Source organism: Pedobacter sp. UBA4863 (genome assembly GCF_002399615.1).
Lineage (GTDB): Bacteria > Bacteroidota > Bacteroidia > Sphingobacteriales > Sphingobacteriaceae > Pedobacter.
The window spans coordinates 1-3,848 of the sequence record NZ_DHDZ01000003.1; the positions used below are offsets into that span (position 1 = coordinate 1).

Sequence of the window (3,848 nt, forward strand, 5' to 3'; positions counted from 1 at the left end):
GTTTGGCTGCCCAAAGGAGGGCTTTTAGACCAAAAACTAGACTTAACCTACGACCCTACTTATGCCGGGGGTTCTTTTGGTATTTTTGCTAATAGACTCCTTTCCTCTGAAGATAAAATGAAACTTAGTATTGGTTTGACAGGCGTAAATAAAACTGGGACATATTATTTTAACAATAATGGTGTAATATATCGAAACTCTAAGTCCGACTGTTATTATTTTGAAAATAGAATTGTTTCTGGTTCATTAACCATTACTAAATTAGATTTGATCAACAAATTTATTTCAGGTACGTTCGAATTCAAATTGGAAAAGAGTGGTTGCCCAATCATCAACGCTACCCAAGGGCGTTTCGATTTAAAAATAGAATAAACTAAATCAAAATATTATGAAAAAAATCTATTTAATACTCATCATTTTTGTGATGGGTTTTAGGCTTGCCTATGCCCAAGATACCACCTCATTAGCAGGCAAAATGCAGTTCATTTTTGCCCAGTTAAACCGTAGTGCCATTTCCACAGGTTTTTTAGAAGAACGGGCATTTCCTTTGGTTTCGTTAACGCCTTTTAATGGTACGCTTACCGATAGCAATAAAGTGCAATTAAATACTTTAAGGGCTACCTATTTTACGCATTATACTGCCTGTATGCTCAATACCAACCCCCTATTGCCCATTGATAGCCTAAACAACCGCATTAACCAATATCTGCCATTGGCAGACACCATACCTATTGCCATCCATTTTGGCGAGTTAAACGCTTTTAAAAGTTATGCTGTTGCTAATAACCTGCTTAGTATAGCTGGCGATGATGTATTGCATGATGTGCCCGGACGATTAGAAAACCCCTACCTGTTAAAATACCTGTTTGCAGCCACCCCTTTAAAAGACGGTTTTTCCACGGGAAATTTTGCTTTGGTGTTTAAACCCAATCTCTTTTTTACCAACAGCAGCCTTACGGTTAGTGCACTATATATAGATTTTGACGATGGTAACGGCTACCAGAGTACCAGTTGGAACACTCCTTTAACACCTAACTACACTACTGCTGGTGTCAAAAACATTAAATTAAAAATGGTAATGAGCAATAGCAGCCAGTACGAGTGCTATGCGCCCATTACCGTTGCCGATATACCTGCATTATCACGTTACCTGCCTGAAACTGTTAATCTTATCAAGGACTTTGATGAAACAAGTAATCATAGTGGCGGTAGGGTATTTGTTAGGCTGAGTAGTACCAATAACACTAACCACCTTAAAAAACCTTTGATTGTATTAGAAGGATACGATGCAGCGCAGATTGCGCCTAACTTAACACAGGGAGGAAATTACAGCTATAATCATTTTATAGATAAAATAGATGACGAAACAGTGCCATACGACTTCAACTACCAGTTAGACGAGGAAGGAGAATACGATTTGGTTTTTATAGATTATGCCAAAGGTACAGATGATATAGTACGTAATGCCAACTTGTTTAAAGCAGTGCTTAACTGGGTAAATGCAGATAAGGTGCTTAGCGGAGCACCGCAACAAAATGTGGTAATGGGCATTAGTATGGGCGGTTTGGTGGCCCGCTACGGCTTGGCACAAATGACCAAGAACAATGAAACTACCGATACCCGCTTGCTCATTACCCACGATAGCCCGCACCAAGGGGCTAATGTACCAGTAGGGCTGCAAAAAGTAGTGCAGGCCTTGGGAGATGCAGAAATGTTTGGACGGAGAATAACAGATGTATTTCCACAATATAATGAAGCCATAGCTTTATTCAACGAGACGGCATCAGCACAGATGCTTACTTATAGGTCATCATCAGCTAATGGCGCTATACAAAACAATACTTGGCTTTCGGCAACTTATAGGCCTATGATAACTTTTTTACCATCAGATCCACAACCTACTTATCGTTTTATAGCCACCAGCCAAGGATCTGAGTGTGGTACGCAACTATTTCCTCCAAGTAGCCAATTGTTAGATGTACAGGGGAACGGTGGTGCGGCAATGATAATTATCCCTGGTTTAAATGGAAATGTAGAAGCTAAAATAAAGGCAAATGCCTTACCTGCGCTCGGAGGAAGCATAGAGTTATCGAAGGTTAAACTAGAAGCTAAGATTAAATATTTCTTTGTTAGAATTAAAAAAGAGACCTTTAATCATAGCTACACCTTGAACTCGTCAGCTTATTTACCCATAGATGGTGCTTCGGGGGGAACATCTCCAATTGGAGCAATGGGCATTGCCCCCCAATCAATGGGTGGTATTATTGGCTTTTTCTTAGGGGCATATAAATTAAATCTAAATACGGCAAGCGTTAGCAACTTTGCATTTGTACCTACACCAAGCGCATTAGATGTACAGACCTATGATACACCAAGTCTTTCATCAACTTATATTGGAGGGTGGCATCTTACCAACCCCTCTAGGGCAGCCACATTTATAGCACAAGAGAGTTTTGGTGATACTTCTAATGAAAGCCATACCCGCTTTACAGCCCGTAACGCAGAATGGCTGTTTAATGAAATGGAGAATATTTCAAATACATTGAATTGTTCGGCGAGTTGTATTCCTATCAATATCCCATCCATCTCTGGCCCCTCCTATATTTGCGATAATGGTACAGCTACCTATACCATTTCTGGCGTACCAACAGGCGCTACTGTAATCTGGGATCCCCCCATGGTAGAGGTTATTTCCTCCACAGCTAGTCAGGTAACGGTACGGCTCAACAATGGAGATTATGAGCCCGGCGCTTATAAAATAAGGGCAACAGTAGCTACTCCATGTGGTGATATTTTAGTGGAGAGTAGCCCGGTCATCATGGATCAGCCAGTTTATTTGGTAGAGGCAGACTTTGATTGTAATGATGGTCCCGCTCCCTATCAAAACTTTTGTGGCAATCCTGATGAGCATAGTATCTATGACAATATTTTTAATTACTACCTATCGCAAACACCTGTTGTTCCAACTACGTTAAATTATCGGGTTATCTTGGGGTCAACTGTAACCCATCAGGGGCAAGTTCCCATTACGGCCGCAAGCGGCAGTTTTATGGCACCTGCCGACCTTCAAGTAGGATTCAATAAATTCGAGATTTGGTTTACTGCCAGTGGTAGCCCTTGCAATACAGTAGGAGTAATGAGCGGTGCATGGGTAGAGGTTAGCGACTGTAGTTATTATAGCCGAATGATAATCTATCCCAACCCATCAAGCACCGAGCTAAAGGTTAGTTATATCGAAGAAAAAATGGGCGCCAATAAAAGTAATTCCAAATCATTGCCCATTAGAGATTTCAGCGTAAAACTTTTAAACCAAAAAGGAAAAGTGCTAAAAGAGGGCAAAACCACGGCTACCACCAAAAACATCACCCTGCAAGTAGCAGATATCCCTAACGGTATTTACTATTTGCACATTTACGAGGGCAAAAAAGTAAGTAAGCAGCAGGTAGTTATTGCACATTAATAGTTGAAAGTTCAGCTATTTTACTAGCCTCCCTAATTAAACTATGTTGGTGCTATCACCGTTACCATTTGTTGCGGTATGGTGATCATTTGATTAATAAAACTTTGTCAACTTTCTATACAGTTTGCCAGAAAGTTGACAAAGTTGAAATCTATTTCCTTTTTGGCTTTATGTTAACCCATAATCGGTGTGCTCGACGTTAGCATTTGTTGCAATGCCCTTATTTTATGGAAACGCCAAACGTTGCAATAGCCGCAAAAGAAGGCGTCCCCGCCGTCCATACAATCTTTGACTAACATTTAAACAAGCATTAAATTTCATTGCAAAACCTCTAACATTTTAAAAACGCTAGAGGTTTTTTATATTTATAACCTGAGCTCGATTAATC

Annotated in this window: 2 protein-coding genes; both read left to right on the forward strand. The window is 40.2% G+C overall.

The genetic code is table 11. From position 1 onward, the window contains the following. Positions 1-372, forward strand: a 372-nt coding sequence (locus B3I52_RS00385; RefSeq protein ID WP_293297224.1) for a DUF6252 family protein, incomplete at its 5' end; no start/stop codon positions are given. A 16-nt stretch (positions 373-388) separates the two neighbouring features. Next, a complete protein-coding gene (locus tag B3I52_RS00390; RefSeq protein WP_293297227.1) occupies positions 389-3,460 on the forward strand; it encodes a T9SS type A sorting domain-containing protein in 3,072 nt (1,023 codons plus the stop codon). Positions 3,461-3,848: the final 388 nt, after the last annotated feature.

Coding starts and splice junctions, on each gene's coding strand:
- B3I52_RS00390 (WP_293297227.1), top strand. CDS start 389: ATGAAAAAAATCTATTTAATACTCATCATTTTTGTGATGGGTTTTAGG.